General features: G+C 37.0%; 23 protein-coding genes and 1 tRNA gene. 16 read left to right on the top strand and 8 right to left on the bottom strand.

The features are described 5' to 3' along the window. Window positions 1–13 precede the first annotated feature (13 nt). The 10 genes from DWY07_RS05620 to DWY07_RS05575 all read left to right on the top strand — a co-directional run bounded on the left by DWY07_RS05620 (window position 14) and on the right by DWY07_RS05575 (window position 9,654). Complete coding sequence (locus DWY07_RS05620; protein ID WP_117822442.1) at window positions 14–1,297, top strand: hypothetical protein; 1,284 nt, start codon at window positions 14–16, stop codon at window positions 1,295–1,297. Next, window positions 1,290–2,015, top strand: coding sequence for a DUF6320 domain-containing protein (locus DWY07_RS05615; RefSeq protein WP_117807951.1), 726 nt, complete (start codon window positions 1,290–1,292; stop codon window positions 2,013–2,015). The genes DWY07_RS05620 and DWY07_RS05615 overlap by 8 nt, the downstream gene beginning before the upstream one ends. Before the next feature lie 170 nt (window positions 2,016–2,185). Next, the gene (locus DWY07_RS05610; RefSeq protein ID WP_347465234.1) at window positions 2,186–3,142 is read left to right on the top strand and encodes an alpha/beta hydrolase; all 957 of its coding nucleotides are present in this window, start codon (window positions 2,186–2,188) and stop codon (window positions 3,140–3,142) included. Window positions 3,143–3,809: 667 nt separating this feature from the next. Then, complete coding sequence (locus tag DWY07_RS05605; RefSeq protein ID WP_021944277.1) at window positions 3,810–4,589, top strand: AAA family ATPase; 780 nt, start codon at window positions 3,810–3,812, stop codon at window positions 4,587–4,589. Window positions 4,590–4,622: 33 nt separating this feature from the next. After that, window positions 4,623–5,561 (top strand): ParB/RepB/Spo0J family partition protein, encoded by a 939-nt coding sequence (locus DWY07_RS05600; protein WP_021944276.1) that lies wholly within the window; start codon window positions 4,623–4,625, stop codon window positions 5,559–5,561. Between the two features lie 19 nt (window positions 5,562–5,580). After that, a complete protein-coding gene (locus DWY07_RS05595; RefSeq protein WP_021944275.1) occupies window positions 5,581–6,114 on the top strand; it encodes a DUF4446 family protein in 534 nt (177 codons plus the stop codon). Between the two features lie 131 nt (window positions 6,115–6,245). After that, window positions 6,246–7,529 (top strand): serine--tRNA ligase, encoded by a 1,284-nt coding sequence (gene serS, locus DWY07_RS05590; RefSeq protein ID WP_117822441.1) that lies wholly within the window; start codon window positions 6,246–6,248, stop codon window positions 7,527–7,529. 74 nt (window positions 7,530–7,603) lie between these two features. Then, window positions 7,604–8,479 carry a DUF3881 family protein gene (locus DWY07_RS05585; protein ID WP_117822440.1) on the top strand — a complete coding sequence of 292 codons (876 nt, stop codon included), beginning with the start codon at window positions 7,604–7,606 and terminating at the stop codon, window positions 8,477–8,479. Between the two features lie 68 nt (window positions 8,480–8,547). After that, window positions 8,548–8,621, top strand: a tRNA-Arg gene (locus DWY07_RS05580). A gap of 142 nt (window positions 8,622–8,763) precedes the next feature. Next, window positions 8,764–9,654 (top strand): 3'-5' exonuclease, encoded by an 891-nt coding sequence (locus tag DWY07_RS05575; protein ID WP_242997310.1) that lies wholly within the window; start codon window positions 8,764–8,766, stop codon window positions 9,652–9,654. 147 nt (window positions 9,655–9,801) lie between these two features. Here DWY07_RS05575 and rsmG read toward each other — a convergent pair whose 3' ends face one another. The 8 genes from rsmG to rpmH all read right to left on the bottom strand — a co-directional run bounded on the left by rsmG (window position 9,802) and on the right by rpmH (window position 16,928). Then, window positions 9,802–10,524 (bottom strand): 16S rRNA (guanine(527)-N(7))-methyltransferase RsmG, encoded by a 723-nt coding sequence (gene rsmG, locus DWY07_RS05570; protein ID WP_117807957.1) that lies wholly within the window; start codon window positions 10,522–10,524, stop codon window positions 9,802–9,804. Window positions 10,525–10,542: 18 nt separating this feature from the next. After that, a complete protein-coding gene (gene mnmG, locus DWY07_RS05565; RefSeq protein WP_117822439.1) occupies window positions 10,543–12,441 on the bottom strand; it encodes a tRNA uridine-5-carboxymethylaminomethyl(34) synthesis enzyme MnmG in 1,899 nt (632 codons plus the stop codon). A 12-nt stretch (window positions 12,442–12,453) separates the two neighbouring features. Then, window positions 12,454–13,833, bottom strand: coding sequence for a tRNA uridine-5-carboxymethylaminomethyl(34) synthesis GTPase MnmE (gene mnmE / locus DWY07_RS05560; RefSeq protein ID WP_117822438.1), 1,380 nt, complete (start codon window positions 13,831–13,833; stop codon window positions 12,454–12,456). A gap of 275 nt (window positions 13,834–14,108) precedes the next feature. Further along, a complete protein-coding gene (gene jag, locus DWY07_RS05555) occupies window positions 14,109–14,753 on the bottom strand; it encodes an RNA-binding cell elongation regulator Jag/EloR (protein ID WP_021944268.1) in 645 nt (214 codons plus the stop codon). Continuing rightward, the gene (locus tag DWY07_RS05550) at window positions 14,753–16,150 is read right to left on the bottom strand and encodes a YidC/Oxa1 family membrane protein insertase (protein WP_117784571.1); all 1,398 of its coding nucleotides are present in this window, start codon (window positions 16,148–16,150) and stop codon (window positions 14,753–14,755) included. Before DWY07_RS05550 ends, jag begins: the two co-directional genes overlap by 1 nt. A gap of 11 nt (window positions 16,151–16,161) precedes the next feature. Continuing rightward, window positions 16,162–16,374: a membrane protein insertion efficiency factor YidD gene (gene yidD / locus DWY07_RS05545; protein WP_084770674.1), complete on the bottom strand. Its 213-nt coding sequence runs from the start codon at window positions 16,372–16,374 to the stop codon at window positions 16,162–16,164. A 2-nt stretch (window positions 16,375–16,376) separates the two neighbouring features. Beyond that, window positions 16,377–16,730 (bottom strand): ribonuclease P protein component, encoded by a 354-nt coding sequence (rnpA, locus tag DWY07_RS05540; RefSeq protein WP_021944266.1) that lies wholly within the window; start codon window positions 16,728–16,730, stop codon window positions 16,377–16,379. 63 nt (window positions 16,731–16,793) lie between these two features. Next, the gene (rpmH, locus tag DWY07_RS05535) at window positions 16,794–16,928 is read right to left on the bottom strand and encodes a 50S ribosomal protein L34 (protein ID WP_004852723.1); all 135 of its coding nucleotides are present in this window, start codon (window positions 16,926–16,928) and stop codon (window positions 16,794–16,796) included. Window positions 16,929–17,618: 690 nt separating this feature from the next. Between rpmH and dnaA the strand changes: the two genes are divergently transcribed. The 6 genes from dnaA (at window position 17,619) to gyrA (ending at window position 26,232) form a co-directional block, all read left to right on the top strand. Continuing rightward, window positions 17,619–18,983 carry a chromosomal replication initiator protein DnaA gene (gene dnaA / locus DWY07_RS05530; RefSeq protein ID WP_021944265.1) on the top strand — a complete coding sequence of 455 codons (1,365 nt, stop codon included), beginning with the start codon at window positions 17,619–17,621 and terminating at the stop codon, window positions 18,981–18,983. 272 nt (window positions 18,984–19,255) lie between these two features. Continuing rightward, entirely contained in the window at window positions 19,256–20,362 is a 1,107-nt protein-coding gene (gene dnaN, locus DWY07_RS05525) for a DNA polymerase III subunit beta (RefSeq protein ID WP_021944264.1), read from the top strand. Window positions 20,363–20,385: 23 nt separating this feature from the next. After that, a complete protein-coding gene (locus DWY07_RS05520) occupies window positions 20,386–20,595 on the top strand; it encodes an RNA-binding S4 domain-containing protein (protein WP_117822437.1) in 210 nt (69 codons plus the stop codon). Between the two features lie 26 nt (window positions 20,596–20,621). Next, window positions 20,622–21,704, top strand: a complete 1,083-nt coding sequence (gene recF, locus DWY07_RS05515; protein ID WP_117822550.1) for a DNA replication/repair protein RecF — start codon at window positions 20,622–20,624, stop codon at window positions 21,702–21,704. 35 nt (window positions 21,705–21,739) lie between these two features. Continuing rightward, window positions 21,740–23,656 (top strand): DNA topoisomerase (ATP-hydrolyzing) subunit B, encoded by a 1,917-nt coding sequence (gene gyrB, locus DWY07_RS05510; protein WP_117822436.1) that lies wholly within the window; start codon window positions 21,740–21,742, stop codon window positions 23,654–23,656. Window positions 23,657–23,673: 17 nt separating this feature from the next. After that, entirely contained in the window at window positions 23,674–26,232 is a 2,559-nt protein-coding gene (gyrA, locus tag DWY07_RS05505) for a DNA gyrase subunit A (protein ID WP_117822435.1), read from the top strand. Window positions 26,233–26,250 lie beyond the last annotated feature (18 nt).

The raw sequence follows: 26,250 nt of genomic DNA, 5'->3' as shown, positions 1-26,250 counted from the left end.
CAGGTGATCTTTCATGTCGAAACGATTAAATAAGACTATTAAATGGGATAAACTCGATAACACTGCCAACCTGTTTCCTGTCATTGTAAGCGAAAATGTAAGCAACGTTTATCGTATTTCCGTTACATTGACAGAAGACATAGATGCAGAGCTCCTGCAAAAGGCACTGGATAAGATTCTTCCATTTTTTGATGTGTTTAATCACAAACTAAAAAATGGGATCTTCTGGTATTACTTTGAAGCAAATGAACGACCTGCTCCAAGGGTAATGCCAGAAGACACATACCCTTGTCTGTATATCAATCCCTATACAAATAATGAATATCTGTTCCGTGTTACCTACTATCAGAAACGGATCAATCTGGAAGTCTTTCATGTCTTAACAGATGGAAATGGTGCTCTTATTTTCCTGAAGGAACTGACTTATCAGTACCTCCGGTACAAATACCCGGAACTTGCTGAAAAAGCAGGTAATACCTTAAATGCAGATTCCTCGTTGGATATCGAGGACAGCTACAAGAAGAACTATATAAGACCTGCCAAACGTTCCTATAAAACGGAAAAAGCAGTTATCTTAAAAGGTGAAAAGCTGCCTTTTAATCATTTTGCTATCCTGCACGGCTATATCCCGGTTTCCGAGATCAAACAGGCGGCAGCAAAATATGGTGTAACCATCAACCAGTATCTGCTTGGAACATTTACATGGGCAATCTACAAAGAATACCTGAAAGGGCAGCCTTCCAAGCGTCCGATCAGCACCGTTGTTCCTGTAAATCTTCGCCCATATTTTAATTCCAATACAACGAAGAACTTCTTTGCCGTTGTCTCTGCTTACTTCAAGCCGGAGAAGGATACTTATACATTTGAAGATGTTCTGCACATCATCGCAGATAGTCTGAAGGAACAGATCAATAAAGAAAATCTGGAGAAGCTGTTATCCTATAACGTTTCCAATGAAGTGAATTTTATTATCCGTGCCGTTCCGCGTGTCTTTAAGAGCATCGCCATGCGCCGTATTTATAAAGCTTCATTAAAAGCAAATACATCAACGATCACCAACCTTGGAGTTGTATCCGTTGATGATATATATAAGGAATATATCGACCGCTTCCATGTCGTTCTGTCGATGTCCAAAGGACAGTTCATCAAAGGAAGTGTCATCAGTTATAAGGATACACTGGTCTTCACCTTCAGCTCTGCCATTCGTGAAACATTTATACAGAAAGAATTTTTCCGCCAGATGGTTCGGGATGGGATTCATGTATCGATAGAAAGTAACGGGGTGTATTATGAGTAAATGTAGACGTTGTAATATAGATGTTCTGGATCACTCCCTTTCATGCCCTTTATGTAACGGAGTTCTGGAATATGATCCGGTGAAAGATCCGGAAAGCGAAAAAGACTTTCTTGACCATAGTCAAGAAACTGGTGAAAAGTCAAAATCTGTTATGTATCCGGACATCACACCTGCAATGCGTCGTATGCGATTTGTTATCAAACTGACAATTTTTTGCAGTATTGTTGTAGAAGGAATCCTGATCCTGATCAACTACCTGACATATTCAAAGGTCAAATGGTCAGCTCTTTGTGGAATCGGACTTGCATATGCCTGTTTTTCACTGATCTATTCATTTAGGCACAATAAGAGTCATCGAAAAAAAATGCTGGTACAGGCAATTTTCATCATGCCCGTTCTTGTATTGATTGATTATATCCTTGGATATACCGGGTGGTCAATTGACTTTGCAATACCTTGTGTTATTGCAATGCTTGACATTGCAATTCTTGTATTGATGATTATTAATACTGAAAACTGGCAATCCTATATTTTATTACAGGTATATATCATTATTATCTGTGTGATCCTGACAATACTTATGCTTACCGGAAAGTTCTTCAAACATGATTTCTTTATGATCATTGCAGATATTATGAGTGCTCTGTTGCTCGGTGGTACACTGGTGTTCGGAGATCGACCTGCAACAACAGAACTAAAACGTAGATTTCATGTATAGAATTATATTTCAGGCATAGATATTATTTTATAAATGACATCACAGATAATATTCTACAAATATAAATATCTTAAAATACAAATTATCTTATAGTAAAAGCAGTGCCAGCAATTATTTTTCGTTGTGCACTGCTTACTATTAACTAAATTTAGAAAGAGAGATTTTATTAAATGGCACTTTTAGATAAATTAACCTCTGGTTCTTCTACTCCTCCTGATACTTCAGGAATGAGCAAACAGGCAAAGCTTGTATGTGAACTGGTCGCTGATTTTAACAGCAATAATCTTCTTACGCAGATCAGAAATAACAATCGTTCCAAAAGCGACATTGATAAAACATACAAATATCCCGATCACTTTACCAGTGAATTGATTGAAACTAAAAACTTCAAAATGGAACTGTTAAAGTGGAAAAATTCTCATAATCCATATGTTGTCCTGCAACTTCATGGTGGTGGTTATGTTGGAGCTTTTAAAACACAGTATCGTATGTTTGCCGGATTATATTCGGAACTTGGAAAAGGTACATCCGTCTTATCCATTGACTATAGGGTTGCTCCTGAAAATCCATATCCTGCAGCATTAAATGATGCTTTATATGCATATGATTGGCTGCTAAATCATGGATACTCGGAAAACCATATTATTCTTGCTGGTGATTCTGCAGGTGGCGGACTGGCTATGGCTCTCTGCCATTATCTTACAGACCGTGACCGTATTCTTCCTGCCGGAATCGTAGCTATGTCACCATGGACAGATCTGACTGCAAGCGGATCATCCTATACAGAAAACTTTGAGATTGATCCTCTCTTTGGCAATACAAATGAAAGTCTGATCTATAACAGTGTATATCCCGGAAATCACGATCTGACAGATCCATATATTTCACCATTGTTTGGAGATTTCACCGGTTTTCCTCCAATGCTGATTCAAGTTGGATCAAATGAGATGCTTTTATCCGATTCTGTTCTGGTTGCTGAAAAAGCCAAGTCACAAGGTGTAAAAGTGCGCCTATCGATCTACGAGAATATGTTCCATGTATTTCAAATGGGTATGACTCTTATGCCGGAGTCCAAAAAGGCATGGGTGGAAGTTTCCAAGTTTTTAGAGCAAATGATGATATTATAATCTTGATATGTCACACACATAAAACAGGATTGTCTTAATCTAAAGGGGCAATCCTGTTTTTATGTTTCACGTGAAACATAATCTTAATTAATAACTTATTGTTTCATGTGAAACATTCCTTGTAAATTTTTCAACATTTTTCAAAATAATAGTAGATATTTCTACACAATGGTGTTATAATAAGAACATCGAAGACGCAGTCTACGTTTCGATAAGATTGATGTGACTACACATGATATAGCAAAATTTAATCCCCCCCTTTTTTTAAATTGCTCTTTCCGGAGCCGCTATATTATGTTAAGTCACATCTTTCCTTTTTTATTAGACTATTACAAAATTCCCGTTCTACTGATTATTCAATAATTAGTGTAACGGGATTTGTAATATATAGAGATATTTTCATTTCATTAATCCTATTATAGTGATATAATGGAACACGGAATCAATAAACAAACATTTAATCTGTTGGCATAATACAATAAAATTACATATTATGAAAATCATATATATTATATGAATAAAAGAATATAGGAAATAGCTACATATCTTCTTTAGCTAATAATCACTTTATTTTATTATTATATAATATATATGTTCACATATGTAGAGAAAACAATTATTGGAAATATAGAATGTTTCACGTGAAACACAAAAAGGAGAATATCAAGTGGGAAGAATTATCGCAATAGCCAACCAGAAGGGTGGCGTAGGAAAAACTACAACTGCAATCAATCTTGCGGCATGTCTTGCAAAAAAAGGAAAGAAAGTCTTAGCAATTGACATGGATCCACAGGGAAATATGACCAGTGGACTTGGAGTTGATAAGAATTCCCTTGAGTACAGTGTTTATGATATGTTAAACGGTGACTGCAATTTAGGCGAATGTATGCTTATCGACGTTTACCCTGATATCAAAGGACTGAATCTTCTCCCAGCCAGCAGAGAGCTTGCAGGTGCAGAAGTAGAATTTGTTACAGTGGAAGATCCACAGTATATTCTTAAAAACCATATCAAGAATGTAAGACGTAAATTTGATTATATTATCATCGACTGCCCTCCTGCTCTTGGAATGTTAACAGTAAATGCCTTAACAGCAGCCAATACTGTATTAGTTCCAATTCAATGTGAGTTCTTTGCATTAGATGGATTATCCCAGTTAATTTATACCGTTAATCTGATACGGAAACAATTAAACAGACTACTTACGATTGAAGGAATTGTATTTACCATGTACGATTCCCGTACCAATCTGTCAATGCAGGTTGTAGATAATGTAAAACAAAATCTGAATCAGCATATTTACAACACTATTATTCCAAGAAATGTTCGTCTGGCTGAATCCCCAAGCTATGGAATGCCAATCATTGCATATGATCCACGATCTGCCGGAGCTGAACATTATATGATGCTGGCTGATGAAGTCATAGCAAATGATTATTACAAATAGAAAGAAATCAAATGACTCACAGGAGGAAATAAAATGCCTGTAAAAAAAGGCTTAGGCAGAGGTCTGGATCAGTTAATTCCTACAAATGATCCACCAAAGAGTAAATCAAAATCTGCTTCCAGTGGGACAACAAAAACTGTCACAAAAGAAGTTGTGAAGGAAGTTGTAAAAGAAGTAGAACAGAAAATTAAAATAACACAGATTGAACCAAACCAATCACAGCCAAGAAAGCAATTTGATGAAGATGCTTTACAGGAACTGGCTGATTCTATCAAACAATACGGAGTGTTAGAACCTCTTATTGTAACAAAAAAAGGAAAATTCTATGAGATTATTGCCGGTGAAAGAAGATGGCGTGCTGCCAGGATGGCCGGAATAAAGGAAATACCTGTTGTAATCCGAGAATACACAGACCGTGAAATTATGGAGATCTCTCTCATAGAAAATATTCAGCGTGAGGACCTGAATCCGATTGAAGAAGCAATGGCATATGAAAGTCTTATCAACGAATATAGTCTTACACAGGAAGAAGTAGCTGAAAAGGTTTCAAAGAATCGTTCAACGATTGCAAACTCTCTTCGACTTCTGAAATTATGTGATGAAGTTCGTCAAATGATCATAGAAGACAAGCTGACAACCGGACACGCCAGAGCGTTAATTCCGATTGAGGATGCTGCTCTACAGACAGAAGCTGCAAACTTTATATTTGATAATAAATTAAGTGTTCGTGATACAGAAATCTATGTCAAGAAACTACTTAGTGCACCAAAAGAACCAAAACAGAATAATGTGGACACAAAAGATCTTTCTATCTTCTACAATGATATTGAAAGCCGTCTGAAAAATATTTTGGGTGCAAAGATTGAAATCAAATCAAAAAACAATGATAAAGGAAAAATTGAAATAAATTATTATTCTCAGGAAGAATTGGAAAGAATAACAGAGATGTTATATTCTATTCACAGAGAATAATTGGAAAGGAAATATCAGAATGAACAGTTCTTTACTAGATAAGATTGGTATTGACCCTGCCATTATTTTAATCATACTTCTTGTACTCGTCATCGTTTTATTTGGACTTGTATTCTATCTTATGGCGAATATAAAGAAAAGAAATAAAGATATCAAACGCCTTTTAAGTGGTAAAACGGCAGGTGATATGGAAGAAATTATATTGGATCGATTTGCTGAAATGGATGCTGTGAAGAACAATTCCAAGCGGCTTACAAAAGAACACAAAGAGATCCAGGAAACACTTGCAGCATGTATCAGCAAAATCGGACTGGTCAAATATGATGCATTTGAGGGAATGGGCGGAAGTCTAAGCTTCGCAGTTGCATTTCTAGACAGTCGTAACAATGGTGTAGTTTTAAATTGTATGCATTCCAGAGAAGGATGCTTCGCTTATGCAAAAGAATTGATCAAAGGTGAATCCTATGTAGCTCTTTCTGATGAAGAAAAAGAAGCCATTGAACGTGCAAAAACGCTTGATGAAGAGATTGCTGATATTATGGAAGAAGAATAATAAATCATAATAAAAAACAATTAAATATAATAAAAAATAATTATAATTGACTATAGTCAAAAAAATATAAAAGCATGTGAGAATAAGTATAAACAACCTTATTCCATATGAACCAGGAGGAATATCAAAAAATGATAGACATTAAATTTTTAAGAGAGAATCCAGATGTAGTAAAACAGAACATTAAGAACAAATTTCAGGACAGCAAACTTCCACTTGTTGATGAAGTAATTGAACTTGATGCCCAGGCAAGAGCAACTCAGCAGGAGGCTGACGATCTGAGAGCGAATCGTAATAAGCTCTCCAAACAAATCGGTGCATTAATGGCACAGGGCAAAAAAGAAGAAGCTGAAGGAGTAAAAAAACAGGTAACAGAACAGGCAGAACGCTTATCTGAATTACAGGAAAAAGAAACTGAACTTCAGGCAAAAGTAAAAGAGATCATGATGGTAATTCCAAATATCATTGATCCATCTGTTCCTATTGGTAAAGATGATTCCGAAAACGTAGAAATTGAACGTTTTGGTGAGCCGGTTGTTCCTGATTTTGAGATTCCATATCACTCAGAGATCATGGAACATCTTCATGGACTGGATCTTGATTCAGCAAGACGTGTAGCAGGAAATGGTTTCTACTATCTGATGGGTGATATCGCAAGACTTCATTCTGCTGTTATCTCTTACGCAAGAGATTTCATGATTGACAGAGGATTTACCTATTGTGTTCCTCCTTTCATGATTCGAAGTAACGTCGTTACAGGTGTTATGAGCTTTGCAGAAATGGATGCCATGATGTATAAGATTGAAGGCGAAGACCTCTACCTGATTGGTACATCTGAACATTCCATGATTGGTAAATTCATCGATCAGATCATTCCGGAAGAAGAACTTCCAAAGACACTTACAAGCTATTCACCTTGTTTTAGAAAAGAAAAAGGTGCTCATGGTATTGAGGAACGTGGTGTATACCGTATTCATCAGTTTGAGAAACAGGAAATGATCGTTGTCTGCAAACCGGAAGAAAGCAAAATGTGGTTTGATAAATTATGGCAGAACACCGTTGACCTCTTCCGTTCACTTGATATTCCTGTACGTACATTGGAATGCTGCTCCGGTGATCTTGCAGATCTGAAGGTTAAATCACTGGATGTAGAAGCATGGTCTCCACGTCAGAAAAAATACTTTGAAGTAGGAAGCTGCTCAAATCTGGGTGATGCTCAGGCAAGAAGACTTCAGATCCGTGTAAAGGGTGAAGACGGTAAGAAGTATCTTGCACATACCTTAAACAACACTGTTGTTGCTCCACCTAGAATGCTGATTGCTTTCCTTGAGAATAATCTTCAGGCAGATGGCTCTGTAAGAATTCCGGAAGCACTCCGTCCATACATGGGTGGAAAAGATAAGATTGAAGCTTAATTCCATATTTATTAATTAAATATACTTTTTTGACCATAGTAAAATAAGTTAAGAATCAGAAAGGAGGTGTCTGTGTGCACAGTTATTTACGTTCCATTGGATTTTCCGACATTAAAAACAGACGGCAGTTAACTCCGATCACAAAGGAGATCATTGCCAACCCAACAACAAAAAACATTGTAACTGTTGATGCAGACACCCGTCTGGTTCAATTAAATAAGGACTTTGGAAAACACTTCGGTATCTCTCTTGTCGGAGAAATGGACATCGATAATACCATTTCATTTGAATACTATTTTCCCTATGTCCGCAGTTCTTTCATTATGAATCAGGAACGGATCTATATAGAAAAACATGGTGATAAAGAATCCTATGCCGGTGTCTGTGAAGACTATAATCTGGGCATGACACTCATCTTCTTTCTGACAAATATTTCTGATTATACAAATACAAAATGGATGAACTATTCCAACCATCTGATCACTAAGGCTTATATGTCCGGACTGTCAACAAGCGGTAAAGTTATTCTTGATATTGAACAGCTTCCACCTGCAAACAGAGAACATAAATGTTCCTCTGTTAATCGAAACAAACTGATCGAAGCTGCCAGACAAGGAGACCGTTCCGCCATGGAAAGCCTTACATTAGATGATATGGATATCTATACACAGGTAAGTCGCCGTGCACATTACGAAGATATCCTTTCTATCGTAGAAACGAATTTCATGCCATATGGCATTGAAACAGAACATTATTCTATCATAGGAAATATTCTGGACTGCAGCCTGTGCGAAAATGATTATACAAAGGAACCTGTATACCTTCTGAATGTGGAAACAAATGAAATGCTGATGGCTATAGCGATCAATGAAAAAGATCTGCTCGGTACACCTGCTCCAGGTCGCCGGTTCAAAGGCGAAATCTGGCTCCAGGGAAATGTTATTTTTTAAGAAATTGACATTTCTTACATTCTTGGGTATCATAGTAATGTTGGGTTTATTATATATTTTCCCCTTCTGCATTTGTAGCTCAGCAGGATAGAGCGTCCGCCTCCTAAGCGGAAGGCCGTGGGTTCGAATCCCGCCAGGTGCATTTTAGTGCATATAAATTAATTTGAAAGTATACGACAGTTATTTTCATATAACAAATCAAAGGATCAATACACATGAACTATATCGTAATGGATCTTGAGTGGAATCAAAGTTATTCCGGTCATATCGGAGAACATCCCCGAATGCCGTTTGAAATAATCGAAATCGGTGCGGTTAAAGTAGATAAGAACTATCGCATCATTGATGAATACTCCAGTTTGATAAAACCCCGGATCTATAAAAAATTACATTCAAAAATCAGAACCATTTTAAATTATGATGAAACGGATCTGGCAAAAGGAAGAGGATTTAAAGAAGTCTGTACGGAATTTCTGGAATGGTGCGGTAAAGATTATATCTTCTGTACCTGGGGTCCCATGGACCTTACCGAATTACAAACAAATATGGCTTTCTACTATATGGACAAGCTTCCTCGTCCTTTGAAATTTTTAAATCTTCAGCAGATATATGCAAACATGGTCGACCCAACCGGTTCTACCGTCAGTAAACTGGAAAAAGCAGTTGCAGATTTTAATATACCGGAAGATGAACCTTTTCATTCTGCTGTAAACGATGCCAGATATACCGCTCTTGTTTTAAAAGAGATGCATCCAAGAAATTTGAAAGATTTATACAGCTTCGATCTGTATATTCATCCTACAAAAAAGGAAGAGGAAATTGTAGCCATACATAATAATCAGTATGAATACATTACAAGAGAATTTTCAAGCAAGCAGGAAGCAATGGACGATAAAGATATTGCCTGTATAAGATGCTACAAATGTAACAAGAAGATCAATAAGAGGCTTGAATGGTTTTCAAACAGTCCGTCTTCTTACATCTGTGCAGGGAAATGCTGGCACCATGGTTATTTCAGTGGAAAGATAAAATTTAAACCACTTGATAACGGAAAATACTATGTTGTTAAAACAATTAAACCAATAGATAAAAACGGTGTTGAAGCTATCAAACAAAAACAGACAGAAATTCGAGAGAGACGTAAAGAAAAACGGCACACTCGTGCTACAAGATAATATTCTAACATTTGATAATAAAACGAACAGATCATTTTTCTGTATATTTTCCTAATAAAAATGGAGCAGGTTTACAAATACCTGCTCCATTTTTATATAATGTCTTTCATTGATATTATATATATTTTTCATTTCTACTATACTTTTTTATTTTTCCTTCATTCCAAGAGGCTTCTTTGTCGCTGTTCCTGCTTTTCTTGGATACTCCTCCGGTGTTGCTGCCATCTTCTTTACAAATACAAAGCAACGCTCCATATCCGTATCAGGTATCGTTGTATGAAAGATATTCTCTACCTGTCCTCCAAGGATACGAATCGCCTTTTTTCCTGCATGTATCTCTTCATCCAGTCCGGATGCCTTATATGGAATAAAATATCCACCTGTCTTAACAAATGGCATACAAAACTCTGATAAAGAGGATAAATTTGCAACCGCTCTTGATACCGCAAGATCATACTTCTCACGATACTGTGCATTTCTTCCACCATCCTCAGCTCTGCTGTGAATAGCTTCTATATCGTCCATCTCAAGTGTCCGGATAACCTCATTTAAGAACTTTACACGCTTATTCAGGGAATCCATTAATGTTACCTTTAAACCCGGAAAAGCGATTTTAAGCGGTATTCCGGGAAATCCTGCTCCGGTCCCTACATCTATGACTGATAAAGATTCATCCAGCTTTTTATATTTTGCAAGCAGAAGACTATCTGCAAAATGCTTTATAATGACATCTTCCTTCTCTGTGATGGCTGTCAGATTCATAACCTTATTCCACTCTACCAAAAGCTCATAATATCTCTGAAACTGCTCTAACTGATGATCATTTAATTCAATATCTATCTTCTTTGCTAATTCACTTAGTCGATCCATATTGTGATATCCCTTCTATTATTTAATTTCAGGCTCTCCGTCATGCTGCTTCATCTTCAGATAAACCAGCAGCACAGATATATCTGCCGGTGATACACCGGAGATTCTGGATGCCTGACCGATATTTTCCGGCTTGATATCCTTTAACTTCTGTCTGGCTTCTTTTCGAAGATTCGATACATCATCATAATTCAGATCAGCCGGGATCATCCTCTTTTCCATCTTTTTAAACTGATGTACCTGTTCTGTCTGTCTCTTGATATATCCTTCATACTTGATCGATATATCAATCTGTTCGATCACATCCGCAGGCAACGGATGTCTGTCCGGATCAATCGGTACAATCTTCTCATAAGAAAGCTCCGGTCTGCGGATCAACTCTGCAAGACTTACTGCTGTCTTTAACTCCGTTGTCTCCATAGAACGTAAGAATTCCTGAATCTTACTGTTTCCGCCAACCATCGTTTCATTTAAACGCTTTGTTTCTTCTTCGATCATTGTACGTTTCTGACAGAATTTCTCATATCTCTCATCGTCGATCAGACCGATTTCATGACCGATATCGGTCAGTCGAAGATCCGCATTATCCTGTCTTAACAGCAGACGATATTCTGCTCTGGAAGTCATCATACGGTATGGTTCTTTTGTCTCCTTTGTAACCAGATCATCGATCAATACACCGATATAAGCCTGTGAACGATCCAATACAACAGGCTCCTTTCCAAGTACCTTTCTGGCTGCATTGATACCTGCCATAAGACCCTGCGCTGCTGCTTCCTCATAACCGGAGCTTCCATTTAACTGACCTGCGCCAAATAAACCTTCCACATCCTTAAATTCCAGTGAATGTTTCAAATTGATCGCACTGATACAATCATACTCGATCGCATAAGCATTTCTTACAATCCTGACATTCTCAAGTCCTTTCATGCTCCGTATCATCTTATACTGAACATCCTCCGGAAGAGAGCTAGACATTCCACCCATATACATCTCATTTGTAAATTCACCTTCCGGCTCTATAAAAATCTGATGTCTCGTCTTATCCGGAAACTTCATAACCTTGTCTTCGATTGAAGGACAGTATCTTGGTCCTGTACCCTCAATCACACCGGAAAACAATGGAGAACGGTTGATATTCTCACGAATTATCTCATGTGTCTCCTCATTTGTATAACAAAGCCAGCAGGATACCTGATCCCGCTTGATATCTTCTTCTGTATTTGTAAAGGAAAATGGAATGATATGCTCATCACCCTTTTGTTCCTCCATCTGAGAGAAATCGATTGTCCTCTTATCCAGTCTTGCAGGTGTACCTGTCTTAAACCGGCGGATACCGATTCCGGCTTCTTTCATGGAATCAGACAAATAATTGGCTGCCATAAGTCCATTTGGTCCTGTATGATTTACGACATCTCCATAGATACATCTTGCTTTCAAATAAGTACCTGTACAGAGAACAACTGCCTTTGCATAATAAGTTGCACCGGAAAATGTCTTAACACCCTTAACAACGCCATCTGTTACCATCAGCTCTGTTACCTCAGCCTGACGTAATACCAGATGATCGGTATTCTCTAATGTATGTTTCATTGTACGGGAATAATTTGACTTATCTGCCTGTGCACGAAGAGAATGAACAGCAGGTCCTTTTGATGCATTTAACATTTTGGACTGAATATAAGTCTTATCAATATTCTTACCCATCTCTCCACCAAGTGCATCCAGTTCTCTTACCAGATGTCCTTTTGAGCTTCCTCCTACATTTGGATTGCAGGGCATCATGGCAACACTGTCCATACTCACTGTAAACAGAATTGTTTCAAGTCCAAGACGGGCAGAAGCAAGTGCAGCTTCACATCCTGCATGACCGGCACCCACAACTACCACATCATAATTTTCTTCAACCACTGGCATTTATCCATCCTCCTATTTACCCATGCAGAATTCTTCAAATATCTTATCTGCAAGATCATCTCTGTTCGTTTCTCCTATAATAAGCCCCAGATGTTCATAAGCATCCATCAGGTCGATTGAGAAGAAATCCTCCTCCATACCCATATCAATGCTTTCTCTTACCTTTAAAAGGCTTTCTCTAGTCTTCATCAGTTCTTCTTTATGTCTCGCATTTGTAATGTACAACTGGTCATTATACTCCAATTCGCCGGAAAAAAATTTGTCATCTAACAGATCATATAATTTTTCTTTTCCATCTCCTGTAGAAGCAGATAACTCTACAATATCACAACCAAGCTCGCATGTTATCCACATTTTATCCACAACTGTTTGTAAGTCATTTTTATTCATAATGGCAATAACATTTTTGCCCTTAATCTCTGATATTATCTGCTTATCGTTGTCATCTAACGGTACAGATCCATCGATCACATATAAGATCAGATCTGCCTGTGATGCAAATTCCAGTGCCTTATCCACACCCATCTTTTCCACAATATCTTCGGTATCCCGGATACCTGCTGTATCCACAATGTTCAGTATAATACCATTTATGTTGACAACTTCCTCTAAGGTATCTCTTGTCGTTCCTGCAATATCCGTAACGATTGCTCTGTTTTCTCCCAGAAACATGTTGAGAAGTGAGGATTTTCCTGCATTTGGCTTACCTACGATAACCGTCTTGATTCCCTCTTTTAAGATCCTTCCATTATCAAAAGTTTGAAGTAATTTATCCACATTATCACCCAACTTATCCACAATTGTCTGTAGTTTCTGTGGGTAACCATCCAGACTGTAATGTTCCGGATCATCAAGTGCTGATTCTATAAACGCTACATTATATAAAATCTGTTCTCTCATATCTATGATCTGATTCTTCAGATCACCACGAAGCTGCATAAGAGAAGATTTCACCGCAAAATCATTCTTGGCACTGATCAGATCCATGACGGATTCTGCCTGTGACAGATCGATCCTTCCATTTAAGAATGCCCGCTTGGTAAATTCTCCCGGTTCTGCGAGTCTTGCACCATTTTTAATTACTGCAGCAAGTACATTTCTTAATACAACCATTCCGCCATGACATTGTAACTCACATACATCTTCACAAGTATAAGTATGTGGAGCACGCATCAGAAGCAGAATACCCTCGTCCAGCTCTTTATCGCCATCATATACCTGTCCAAATGCTGCTGTGTAGCTTTTCATGATTTCTATTTTTTTCTCTTCATTTGCCGGCCTGAACACCTTTGAAGCGACTTCAACTGCATTCTTACCACTGATCCTTATAATACCAACCCCGGCATTTCCCATACCGGTTGCGATTGCTGCGATCGTATCATTTACAAGCATATGATTTCTCCTGTTTCTATCTGATCAATATTCTATATATCATTCACTGACATAACAAATAACATATATTATCATATCACTTTATTTATACTAACATACTTTTAGATAATACACCTATACATACTTTTTTTCTATCCCTAAAAAAAATTTCCGGAAGCCGATTCATCAGAGCCGTTACCCTGATTCTTCATTTTCCGGAAATCATATTTTTCAGAAATTCATATTTACATATGTTTTTCTGTTTTTATACAAGTATCTGTTAGCAAAATACTTTATTATTTGTTATTTCTGTCGTATTTCTTTAAATATACAATAACCTTACGATATGGTTCTTCACCCTCGCTTCTTGTAGATACATACTTATCATTCTGTAAAGTAGCGTGGATAATTCTTCTCTCATAAGGATTCATTGGTTCAAGTGCAAATGAACGCTTTGTTCTCTTTACCTTGAATGCAATGTTCTTGGCAAGATTTTCAAGAGTTTCTTTTCTTCTTGCTCTGTAATTCTCTGTATCAAGCTTTACTCTGATATAAGAGTCGCTCTTCTTGTTTACTGCGAGGCTGATCAGATACTGAAGTGCATCTAATGTCTGACCTCTCTTACCGATCAGAATACCCATCTCAGGACCTTCTACATCGATATCAAGAAGATTTTCTGTCTCGTTAAACTCGATCTTGATGTCAGCCTGAATATCCATAGCCTTGAATAATGTTTCAAGATATTCTCTTACATCATCCACAAATGTTTTCTTCTTTCTGGCACTGATGACAAATGGCTTTGAACCGATCAGTCCAAGAAAACCTGTGCTTCCCTCACTGACTACATTATATTCCAGGTCTGTACTGGCACATCCAAGCTCAACGCTTGCCTGCATAAGTGCCTCATCTAAAGTTTTACCTTTAAATTCTACAAACTCCATTATTTATTTCCTCCCTTATCATTACTCTTATTCTGATACTGAAGCATGATATTTGCTTTGGAACCAATGCTTCCAGATTTGTAATGAACATTGTTTTCTGACTGTTTCACTTCATCAACTGTCGGATTCGTATAACTTTTCAGTCTTGAAGATGCCATTTTGTTAATACTTTCAGACTGGGTGCTATCTGAACTTACATTACCATTCTGAGCGTCCATCATTTTCTCATAAAATGACTTCTTACCGGGATGCTTTGCTTCTTTCTTTGCCTGCTTCTTAGCTGCTTTTACTCTACATTTCTCAAGAACTGCTTCTTTATCACACTTCTTATAATAATTGTTGATAATAAGCTGTGTAATAATCGTGATAACAGAACCTATGATCCAGTAAAGACCAATAGCGATTGGCAGATTAATACAGATAAATAATGACATAAGCGGCATACCGTAAGTCATCATATTCATCATACTGTTTGCCTGTGCTGCTGTAGGATCATTTGAATTTGTGTTAGAAGCACTCATGCTGATCTTTGAAGATACAAACTGCAATACTGCTGACAGGATTGGAACGATCAGTGCTGCTGAAAGCTTCAGTCCGGGAGCATCTGCGATATTCAGATTAAATAAAAATCTGTTCATATTTTCAAAGTTATGAATATAATCTGCTTCTTTTCCACTTGTAAATCCAAAAATATCCTGTAACTGCGACCAGTCATGTGTGGATATCTTATCCAGTACATCGATAACTTTATTATCTGTAAGATTACCTTTTGATACTGCATCCATCATCTGATTGGAAGCTGTAACAGCTGTAGATACCCTGCCATCTGAATCACTTGCTACTGCATTGATGATATCATAATAATTTGCACTAGAATCAAGCTTAATTGAACTTAATTTAGAAGCATCAATCTTATCAATAGCCACTTTCTGCATACTTTCTACAATATACTGGTACTTATCCTTCATATCTCCTACATAAGCAGGGATATTCTGGATAACACGGTACAAACCATAGAATACAGGAAGCTGGATCAGAGTTGGCAGACATCCGGATGTAAGACTTACACCATACTTCTTCTGGATTTTCTGTGTCTCCTGCTGCTTCTTCATCAGGGATTCCTGATCTGTTTTATTGTTATACTTCTTTGTTGCCTTATTAATCTCCGGCTGGATAAAACTCATAATCTTAGAAGATTTCTGCTGCTTGAAATTCAATGGAAACAAACAAGCTCTTATGAAAAACGTAAATAAGATAACGCAGATACTAAGATTAACATATCCTATTCCCATGCTGTTACTGATAATCTCGATCAATTTATACATCAGATCGAAAATCTTACCGAATAACCAACATATCGGTCCTAAGATCATACCGTCTTCTACTGTTAGAAACATCTTGTCCTCCTTTATGGAACGGGATCATATCCTCCTTTAGAAAAAGGATTACATCTAAGTATTCTCCATACAGCCAGGAGGCCACCTTTTATCACTCCATACTTTTCCAAAGCTTCGATCGCATATTGTGAACAGGTTGGAAAATACTTGCAGGTAGGATGTCCTTTTAACATGGACAAATACCTCTGATAAAATCTGATTAAACCAATTAACATTCTTTTCATTTTTAATTTTCACCATCTCTGACTATCGTCAGCTTCTTCAGCCTGAACAGATGCATCATAGCACTTTCTATCTCATGATACCCCTTGTCCTTCGCTGTTACTCTGGCAACGAACACAATGTCATAACCACTGCAAATACAGTCTTTGTTTAATCGATAAGCTTCTCTAATCAATCTGGTTACCCTGTGTCTTACCACACTGTTACCAACTTTTTTACTAACAGAGATTCCAAGTCTATTGTATTCCAAGCTGTTGGCTCTCAGATACATAACTAAATATTTATTGGCCACCGAATCCTTTGTGTTATAAACACTGCCAAACTCTCTGCTGTTTTTTAACGTAATAAAATTACTCATAACATAACCACCAAATCATTGATTGAAAATTAGAAAAACTAAAAAAGGCCACAACCTTGTGACCTATGCTGATAATTTCTTTCTACCCTTAGCTCGTCTAGCGGCCAATACCTTTCTGCCATTAGCAGTGCTCATTCTCTTTCTGAAACCATGAACCTTTGATCTCTGTCTCTTTTTAGGCTGGAAAGTCATCTTCATATCTACACACCTCCTTTATTTATTATGACCATTATTTATCCACATCCATTCGTTTCCTCTGTTTATAACAGACTCAAACGAACACATACAGATACCTACAAAGTCCTTGCATATTATAAATAAATAACCCCATACAGTCAAGTTTTTTTTGAATTTTTCCTTTAAAATCAAGGGTTTTCATATCATAAAACACTTAGTTAGAAAAATGTGATTTTATATTTTTCAAAAATTGGTGTCTATATAATTTTCAAATACAAAATCTAGTGGTTTTTCTTTTTCTCCACATTTATCCATTGATATGAACTTTACCATAATCAATTTACATAATGTTATCCACAAATTGTGAATAACTTGTGGATAACATCTTGATTCATTGTTTTCTTTCTTCCATAAATCCATATTTTATCTTATTTTTTGATGTTCACAATTTATAAGGTAACATTTTTTTTACTTAACATAACAATACTTTTTCATAATTATTATGTAACTTATACACCTTCTTTTTCAAAACAGTTTTTTAACATATATCAAAATGAGTTTCTTCCTATTATATAAAAAATTTTTCTCATATGTCTGTCAGAGGGTAATAAAACTTGAAAAAATGGTCATTTTGTTATAAGATATAAATACGTGGTTCTATGCCTATAACTCCATAGACACAACGACTGGACGGAAAGGATTTTCGGAAGAATGGAAGAATTAATTTTATCAAAATGGGACGAGATACTCTCTCTTCTCGAGACAGAACATGGATTATCCCCTATTGTTGTTAAAACATGGATCAAACCTTTGAAGTTATATTCTGTCGAAGGAAAAAAACTGTATTTTGCAGTTGATGATAGTATGGGTTCAAGAGCCATCGATTTTATTAATAAAAAAATGTACGATATGTTCCTGGTTACTTCTATAAAAGAAGTGCTGGATGACGATTCTATCGAGATTGTAATTGACGTAGAAAGTAATCTGAACAAAACCTCCAAAGAAGAGGTTACCAAAGAAGAATACAACGAAGCGATCACCAAGAGCAATCTCTATCCAAAATATACATTTGATACATTCGTTGTAGGTGAGAGCAATAAGCTCGCTCATGCAACATGTCTTGCTGTCGCAGATTCACCGGGACTGGACAAATTCAACCCACTGTTTTTATATGGTGGAGCAGGTCTTGGCAAAACACATCTGATGCAGTCTATTGCACATTATATTTTACAGCATAATAAGAATATGAAGGTTCTCTATGTACCTTCCAATAAATTTACAAATGAAATCGTAGAAGCGATCAAGAAAAACAAAACCGACGAGTTCCGGGAAAAGTATAGAACCGTTGATGTATTACTGATCGATGATATTCAATATCTTATCGGTAAAGAGAGTACCCAGCAGGAGTTCTTTGATACCTTCAATGCACTTCACGATGAAGGAAAGCAGATCATTCTGTCATCGGATAAGCCTCCTAAAGAAATTAAAACTCTGGAAGAGCGTTTCCGTTCCAGATTTGAATGGGGAGTGCCGATCGATATTCATGCTCCTGATTATGAAACCAGAATGGCAATTCTCAAAAATAAAGTTGAGATGAACGGATACAAGAATATCAGTGACAACATTCTGGAATATATTGCAAATAACGTTACCTATAATGTAAGAGAACTGGAAGGAGCATTAAACAAGATCAGTGTATATGCCGAACTTGGAAATGTTACGATCACAGAGGATCTTGCAAAGAACATATTAAAAGATATGATATCCAAGGAAACCAACGTTACGATCACACCTGATCTTATCATTAATACCGTTTCCGAACACTTAAATATCAGTGTTGATGATATCAAATCTTCAAAACGTAGTCAGGATGTAGCCAATGCAAGACAGATATCCATGTATCTATGCCGTAAGTTTACAACAAAGGGATTAAAGAGCATCGGAGATGTATTTGGCGGTAAAGACCATTCGACTGTTTTAAGTAATATCAACAAAGTAGATAAGAGGATTGAAAGTGATCCTGAATATGCAGAGACGATTGATGTCATTATCAAAAAGCTCAGTCCTCACAGCTAATGTTATTTATATGTGGATGAATGTCTGTACTATTGTTATGAAATGTTAGTATCTGACAATTCAATCAATTCAGACGATTTTCAAATGTTTATAAGTCCACTTACAATAACATTGAATATCAGGAAAATTAACATAGACACATAATTGATTTCATAAGAATTAATAAGGATATTTTGAAGTTTCAACAAATCCACACCTACTACTACTGTTATTACTACTTTTATTATTAAATATATATCTACAGACAACCGGGAAAGGAGTTTATAAACAAAATGAAGATTTCGTGTATGAAGGGAAAATTGATGCAGGGAATTAGTAATGTATCAAAAGCTGTATCTACAAAAACCACACATCCAATTCTCTCATGTATTTTCATTGAAGCTGAAAATGGAAATATAAAACTCACAGCAAATGATATGGAAATTGGAATAGAATCTTATGTTGAAGGAACTGTTATCGAAGAAGGAAAGGTTGCGATCGAAGCAAAGCTTTTATCGGATATCGTAAGAAAGCTTCCGGATAGTGAGATACATATGGAAACAAATGAAGATTTCAAGACAACTATCAAATGTGAGAAATCATTATTTACCATTGCAGGAAAATCAGGAGAGGATTTCTCCAGTCTTCCGGTTGTTGAAAAATCCAAATATATTACAATTTCACAGTTTACATTAAGAGAGATTATCAACCAGACGATCTTTTCAATTTCAGACAGCGAATACAATAACGTTATGACAGGTGAATTATTTGAGGTTTCTAATAACAGACTTCGTGTTGTAGCTATTGACGGACATCGTATCGCTATCCGTAATGTAGAATTAAAGGATGAGAGTCAGGATGTGAAGGTTATCGTTCCTGGCAAGGCACTCAGTTATATTAGTAAGATTGTAAATGGTGGAGTAGATGATGATGTAAATATCTACTTTGCAGATAATAATATATTATTTGAATTTGACAGAACAAAGGTTGTATCTCGTCTGGTAGAAGGTGAATTCTTTAGAATTGATAATATGTTAAATGTTGATTATCAGATCAAGTTCACTATCAACAAGAGAGAATTTCTTGACTGTCTGGATCGTTCATCTCTTCTAATCAAAGAATCAGATAAGAAACCGATCAAGCTCACGATAGAAGATAACATGTTATATCTGAAGATAGATTCTCTGATCGGTTCAATGAATGAAGAGATAGAGATTCATAAAGAGGGAAGCAATATCATCATTGGATTCAATCCAAAATTCTTAATGGATGCGATCCGTGCAATTGACGATGATGATATTACTATATACATGAATAATACAAAATCACCTTGTGTAATCAAGGATGAAGAAGAGAATTATATTTATCTGATCCTTCCAATGGGTATCGGAAGCAGATAATCCAGGATTGGAGATAAGAAAAAATGGAAATAATCAAGCTGAGAGATGAATTTATAAAACTAGGTCAGGCATTAAAGGCAGCCGGTTTTGTAGAGTCAGGAGTAGAATCAAAAGAGGTTATATCTCAGGGTCTTGTTATCGTAAATGGTGAGATTGAGACCAGAAGAGGAAAAAAACTGTATGATGGAGATGAAGTAGAATTTGATGGAGATAAGATCAGTATCCAGAAATAATTCTATACATGTGGCTGGTAGATAGTATGTATGTTGAATCACTGAATATTAACAACTATAGAAATTATGATGAGTTATTCATTATGTTTGATAAGAATACCAATATTTTATATGGCGATAATGCACAGGGAAAAACAAATATACTGGAATCTATTTATATGGCAGCTACAACTAAGTCCCACCGTGGAAGTAAGGATCGGGAAATCATAAAAATAGGTGAAGAAGAGTCACATATACGTCTTTGCATCAAAAAAAGTGATATAAGTCATCGGATTGATATGCATTTGCGTAAAAGCAAGAATAAAGGAGTTGCTATAGATGGACTGCCTATCAGACGTACAACTGAACTTTTTGGTTTATTAAATGTGATATTTTTTTCGCCGGAGGATTTATCTATCATAAAAAACGGTCCTTCTGAGAGAAGAAGATTTCTGGATCTGGAGTTGTGTCAGTTAAGCAGATTGTATTATCAGAATCTGTCTTCCTATTCCAAGATATTGAATCAGAGAAATAATCTGTTAAAGCAGATTGCTTATAATAAAAGTCTGATGGATACTTTAGATGTATGGAACATGCAGCTTGTGGATTACGGAAGAAAGGTTATAAAAGAAAGACAGAATTTTATAACGATGTTAAATGATCTGATCGGAGAGATCCATTTGAAGCTGACTTCCGGAAAAGAAAAGCTGGAGATCATCTATGATAAGAATGTTGGTGAAGATGAATTTGAACAGGTGTTGTCAGATAAGGTTCATGTAGATATGAATTATATGAGCACCCAGACAGGACCTCACAGAGATGACATCATGTTTATGATAAACGGAATCGATGCAAGAAGATTTGGATCACAGGGACAGCAGAGAACAGTCGCTCTTTCTTTGAAAATCGCAGAGATAAAGTTGGTAAAGAATATTATAAATGATAATCCGATACTTCTCCTGGATGATGTTATGTCAGAGCTTGACAGCAGCAGAAGAGAAGCGTTGTTAGAGGAGATCAAAGATATACAAACAATTATAACCTGTACAGGTTATGATGATTTTATAAAAGAACAAGTAGTGATCAATAATGTGTATCATGTTACAAACGGAACCGTTACGAAGATATAAGTTTTGTTTGTTATGGAATATTAAGGAGGAAAAAAATGTCAAATAATTATGATGCTGAACAGATACAGGTTCTGGAAGGACTTGAAGCTGTCAGAAAAAGACCGGGAATGTACATAGGAAGTACGTCTACAAGAGGATTGCATCATCTTGTTTATGAGATTGTTGATAATTCTGTAGATGAAGCTCTGGCTGGTTATTGTAATCACATAGAAGTTTTTATTAACTCTGATAATTCCATAACGGTTGTTGATAATGGACGTGGTATACCTGTAGGTATTCAGGAGAAGACAGGAAAATCAGCACTGGAAGTAGTATTTACCGTTCTTCATGCCGGTGGTAAGTTTGGCGGTGGAGGATATAAGGTATCCGGTGGTCTTCATGGTGTAGGTGCTTCTGTTGTAAATGCTCTTTCTGAATGGTTAGAGGTCGAAGTTACAAGAGATGGTCATATATATAAGCAGACTTATAAGCGTGGTAATGTAGACAGTGCATTGCAGATCATTGCCGATGCACCGGAAGATAAATCAGGAACAAAGGTAACATTTCTTCCGGATAAGACGATATTTGATGACTGGATCTATGATTATGATACATTACGGACAAGACTTCGTGAGACAGCATTCCTTACAAAGGGTCTGAAGATTACATTAACAGATCTTCGTGTAGATCCTCCAAAGGAGAGACATTTTCATTATGAGGGCGGTATCAAAGAGTTTGTTGAATACATGAACAGACACAGAGAAGCGCTCTATGACAAGGTAATCTACTGTGAGGGAATCAAGGATGGTGTATATGTAGAAGTTGCTATGCAGCATAATGATTCCTATAACGAAATGATACACAGTTATGTAAATAATATTAATACACCGGAAGGTGGTACACATTTAACAGGTTTTAAGGCAGCCATTACCAAGATTTTCAATGACTACGCAAGAAGGAATAATCTGTTAAAAGAAAAAGAGGATAATCTGTCCGGTGAAGATCTGAGGGAAGGTATGTCTGCGATCGTATCTGTAAAGATCGGTGAACCTCAGTTTGAAGGTCAGACAAAGCAGAAGCTTGGAAATTCAGAAGTAAGACCTGTTGTAGAAAGTATCGTAAGTGAACAGCTTACTTATTTCTTAGAGCAGAATCCGAATATAGCAAAAATAATTATAAATAAATCTGTAATGGCTCAGCGTGCGAGAATTGCAGCAAGAAGAGCCAGAGATGTAGCAAGAAAAGCAAATCTTGCAGATAATATGGCACTTCCCGGAAAGCTTGCAGATTGTTCCGATAAAGATCCGAAGAATTGTGAGATCTACATCGTAGAGGGAGATTCCGCCGGTGGTTCTGCAAAGAAAGCAAGATCCCGTGCAACACAGGCTATCCTTCCACTCCGTGGTAAGATATTAAACGTAGAAAAAGCAAGAATCGACAGAATCCTTGAGAATGCCGAGATCAAAGCAATGATCACAGCATTTGGTACAGGTATTCATGAGAATTTTGATATTGATAAGCTCAGATATAATAAGATCATTATTATGACGGATGCCGATGTAGATGGTGCTCATATCGCAACCCTGCTTCTGACATTTTTCTATCGGTTCATGCCGGATCTGATCCGAAAAGGACATGTATATTTGGCACAGCCACCACTTTATAAGTTGGAGAAGAATAAAAAAATCTGGTATGCCTACAGTGATGATGAACTGAACAGTATCTTGAATGAAGTTGGACGAGATCAGTCAAATAAGATCCAGCGATACAAAGGTCTTGGTGAAATGGATGCAGAACAGTTATGGGAGACAACCATGGATCCGGAAAAGAGAATTTTATTAAAAGTTGCGATTGATGATGATGATGAATCAGAGATTGATATGACCTTCAATGTACTGATGGGAGATAAAGTTGAACCTAGAAGACAGTTCATAGAGACAAATGCCAAGTTCGTTAAGAATCTTGACATTTAAACGAAAGGGAGAAGAACATGGATGACGATAAGATTTTTGACAAAATAAGTGAAGTCGGGCTCAAGAAGACCATGGAGCGGTCTTATATAGATTATGCCATGAGTGTTATTGCAGCACGAGCACTTCCTGATGTAAGAGATGGTTTGAAGCCTGTTCAGAGAAGAATCCTTCACTCAATGATAGAACTGAACAACGGTCCGGATAAGCCACATCGTAAATGTGCCCGTATTGTCGGTGATACCATGGGTAAATATCATCCACATGGAGATAGTTCCATCTATGATGCTCTCGTAAAACTGGCTCAGGACTGGAATACAAGATATCCATTGGTAGATGGTCATGGTAACTTCGGTTCAGAAGATGGTGATGGCGCTGCTGCGATGCGATACACAGAGGCAAGGTTATCAAAGATAAGTATGGAAATGTTAGCTGATATCAATAAAGATACAGTAGATTTTGTACCAAACTTTGATGAGACAGAAAAAGAGCCAACGGTACTTCCATCACGTTTTCCTAATCTATTGGTAAATGGTACAACCGGTATTGCGGTTGGTATGGCTACCAATATTCCACCACATAATTTAAAGGAAGTAATCGGTGCAACCGTAAAAATCATTGATAATCGTATAGAAGAAGACAGAGAAACCTCCATTGATGAGATCATGCAGATTATAAAAGGACCTGATTTTCCTATGGGAGCAGAAATCCTTGGACGTCGTGGAATTGAAGAAGCATACAGAACCGGTCGTGGTAAGATCAAGGTTCGTGCCGTTACAGATATTGAAGCAATGCCAAATGGCAAGCATAAGATTGTAGTAACGGAGCTTCCATACATGGTAAATAAAGCTTTACTGATCCAGAAAATCGTAGAGCTGGTAAAGACCAAGCGTGTAGAAGGAATCACGGATGTAAGAGATGAATCCTCCAGAGAAGGTATCCGTGTTGTCATCGAATTAAAGAAAGATACAAATGCAAATGTACTTCTGAATCAGTTATATAAGCATACACAGCTTCAGGATACATTTGGTGTTAATATGCTGGCACTTGTAGATGGTGTTCCAAAGATCTTAAATATTAGCCAGATGCTTGGATATTATCTGAAGCATCAGGAGGATGTAGTAACCAGACGTACAAAGTATGACCTGAATAAGGCAGAGGAACGGGCACATATTTTAAAGGGATTGTTGATCGCACTCGATAATATCGATGAAGTTATCAACATTATCCGTAGTTCTAAGAGTGTACAGGATGCGAAGAATTCATTGATCGAAAGATTCGGACTGACAGAGATTCAGGCACAGGCAATTGTAGATATGAGACTTCGTGCTCTGACAGGTCTGGAACGTGAGAAATTAGAGGCAGAATATAAAGAACTGATGGATAAGATCAGTTATCTGAAAGCAATTCTTGCAGATGAAAAGAAATTACTTGGAGTTATCAAAGATGAGCTTCTTGTTATTTCTCAGAAATATGGTGATGAGAGAAGAACCGCTCTTGGCAGAGATGTTGACGAAGTAACAGACGAAGAACTGATCGAGAGAGAAAATATTGTCATAGCCATGACAAAGCTCGGTTATATCAAGCGTATGCCGGAAGACCTCTTCAAGGCACAGAATCGTGGTGGTAAGGGTATCCGTGGTATGCAGACGATCGATGAAGATTACATTGAGAATCTGATCGTAACAACGACACATAATTATCTGATGTTCTTTACAAATACCGGTAGAGTATACCGTCTGAAGGGATATGAGATACCGGAAGCAGGAAGAACAGCCAGAGGTGTTGCAATCGTAAACCTTCTTCAGCTTCAGGCAGGTGAGAAGATCACAGCAGTCATTCCGTTAAAGAGCTACGAGGATGGTAAATATCTGTTCATGGCAACCAGAAATGGTATGGTAAAGAAAACAGATATCTTAGAATATCAGAATGTGAGAAAGACAGGACTTACAGCTATTGTTTTGCGTGATAATGATGAATTGATCGAAGTGAAAGCAACAAATGGAGATGATGATATCTTCCTGATTACAAAGAAGGGTATGTCGATTCGTTTTAATGAAAAAGACGTCAGACAGACCGGAAGAACTTCCATGGGTGTAAAGGGTATCCATCTTGGAAAAGATGATATCGTAATTTCCATGCAGATGAGTTCACAGGGAGAAAAAATCCTGCTTGTTACCGAAAATGGTATGGGTAAGAGGACATTAATCTCAGAATTTAATGCCCAGAATCGTGGTGGTAAAGGTGTAAAATGCTACAAGATCACAGAAAAAACAGGTGATCTTGTAGGTGCGAAGATCGTTACCGATGAAAATGATGTTATGATCATCACCACAGAAGGAATCATTATTCGTACAAGTTGTGATGGAATATCTACACTTGGACGAGTAACCTCCGGTGTAAAGGTTATCAACCTGAACTATGATAATAATGTCAAGGTAGCATCCATGACAGAAGTACAAAAAGAAGAATTTGACGATGAGGATCCGGAAGGAGAAAATCCGGAAGAAACAGAAGAAACAGAAGATACAGAAGTATCAGAAGAACAGTCATCGGAAGAAGATTCAACAGAAGAATAATATAAAGGATACCGGCTG

This window comes from Clostridium sp. AF23-6LB, assembly GCF_003461085.1.
Taxonomy (GTDB): domain Bacteria; phylum Bacillota; class Clostridia; order Lachnospirales; family Lachnospiraceae; genus Coprococcus; species Coprococcus ammoniilyticus.
Note: the sequence above shows the minus strand (reverse complement) of the source record. Positions and strands in the feature narration are given on the sequence as shown.

Excerpts from the sequence above, each read along its gene's own strand:
- DWY07_RS05620 (WP_117822442.1), top strand. The coding sequence starts at position 14 with ATGTCGAAACGATTAAATAAGACTATTAAATGGGATAAACTCGATAAC.
- DWY07_RS05615 (WP_117807951.1), top strand. The coding sequence starts at position 1,290 with ATGAGTAAATGTAGACGTTGTAATATAGATGTTCTGGATCACTCCCTT.
- DWY07_RS05610 (WP_347465234.1), top strand. The coding sequence starts at position 2,186 with ATGGCACTTTTAGATAAATTAACCTCTGGTTCTTCTACTCCTCCTGAT.
- DWY07_RS05600 (WP_021944276.1), top strand. The coding sequence starts at position 4,623 with ATGCCTGTAAAAAAAGGCTTAGGCAGAGGTCTGGATCAGTTAATTCCT.
- DWY07_RS05595 (WP_021944275.1), top strand. The coding sequence starts at position 5,581 with ATGAACAGTTCTTTACTAGATAAGATTGGTATTGACCCTGCCATTATT.
- serS (WP_117822441.1), top strand. The coding sequence starts at position 6,246 with ATGATAGACATTAAATTTTTAAGAGAGAATCCAGATGTAGTAAAACAG.
- DWY07_RS05575 (WP_242997310.1), top strand. The coding sequence starts at position 8,764 with ATGCCGTTTGAAATAATCGAAATCGGTGCGGTTAAAGTAGATAAGAAC.
- rsmG (WP_117807957.1), bottom strand. The coding sequence starts at position 10,524 with ATGGATCGACTAAGTGAATTAGCAAAGAAGATAGATATTGAATTAAAT.
- mnmG (WP_117822439.1), bottom strand. The coding sequence starts at position 12,441 with ATGCCAGTGGTTGAAGAAAATTATGATGTGGTAGTTGTGGGTGCCGGT.
- mnmE (WP_117822438.1), bottom strand. The coding sequence starts at position 13,833 with ATGCTTGTAAATGATACGATCGCAGCAATCGCAACCGGTATGGGAAAT.
- jag (WP_021944268.1), bottom strand. The coding sequence starts at position 14,753 with ATGGAGTTTGTAGAATTTAAAGGTAAAACTTTAGATGAGGCACTTATG.
- DWY07_RS05550 (WP_117784571.1), bottom strand. The coding sequence starts at position 16,150 with ATGTTTCTAACAGTAGAAGACGGTATGATCTTAGGACCGATATGTTGG.
- yidD (WP_084770674.1), bottom strand. The coding sequence starts at position 16,374 with ATGAAAAGAATGTTAATTGGTTTAATCAGATTTTATCAGAGGTATTTG.
- rnpA (WP_021944266.1), bottom strand. The coding sequence starts at position 16,730 with ATGAGTAATTTTATTACGTTAAAAAACAGCAGAGAGTTTGGCAGTGTT.
- rpmH (WP_004852723.1), bottom strand. The coding sequence starts at position 16,928 with ATGAAGATGACTTTCCAGCCTAAAAAGAGACAGAGATCAAAGGTTCAT.
- dnaA (WP_021944265.1), top strand. The coding sequence starts at position 17,619 with ATGGAAGAATTAATTTTATCAAAATGGGACGAGATACTCTCTCTTCTC.
- dnaN (WP_021944264.1), top strand. The coding sequence starts at position 19,256 with ATGAAGATTTCGTGTATGAAGGGAAAATTGATGCAGGGAATTAGTAAT.
- DWY07_RS05520 (WP_117822437.1), top strand. The coding sequence starts at position 20,386 with ATGGAAATAATCAAGCTGAGAGATGAATTTATAAAACTAGGTCAGGCA.
- recF (WP_117822550.1), top strand. The coding sequence starts at position 20,622 with ATGTATGTTGAATCACTGAATATTAACAACTATAGAAATTATGATGAG.
- gyrB (WP_117822436.1), top strand. The coding sequence starts at position 21,740 with ATGTCAAATAATTATGATGCTGAACAGATACAGGTTCTGGAAGGACTT.
- gyrA (WP_117822435.1), top strand. The coding sequence starts at position 23,674 with ATGGATGACGATAAGATTTTTGACAAAATAAGTGAAGTCGGGCTCAAG.